The following is a 207-nucleotide window of genomic DNA, read 5'->3' as shown; positions in this document are numbered from 1 at the left end:
TAACTGCTAAAGTTCCTTTGGCAGCAATGTTCGGTTACGCCACAGATATCCGTTCCAAAACCCAAGGACGCGGTATCTTTTCAATGGAATTCAGCAACTACGAAGAAGTTCCTCGTAATGTTGCTGAAGCCATCATTGCTAAAAATCAAGGGAACGCAAATTAAAGATAAGGAAAAACGAAGCAATGGCACGCGCAAAATTTGAACG

At 42.0% G+C, this 207-nt stretch carries 1 protein-coding gene; it reads left to right on the top strand.

All coding sequences use genetic code 11. The annotated features are described in order from the left end of the window. Positions 1-164: hypothetical protein (locus JUI58_RS00100; RefSeq protein WP_204101733.1), on the top strand; the 164-nt coding region annotated here is incomplete at its 5' end. Positions 165-207: the final 43 nt, after the last annotated feature.

The organism is Spirulina sp. CCY15215, from assembly GCF_016888125.1.
In the GTDB taxonomy this organism is placed as follows: Bacteria; Cyanobacteriota; Cyanobacteriia; order Cyanobacteriales; family Spirulinaceae; genus CCY15215.
This window is presented reverse-complemented; position numbering and strand designations above follow the sequence as displayed.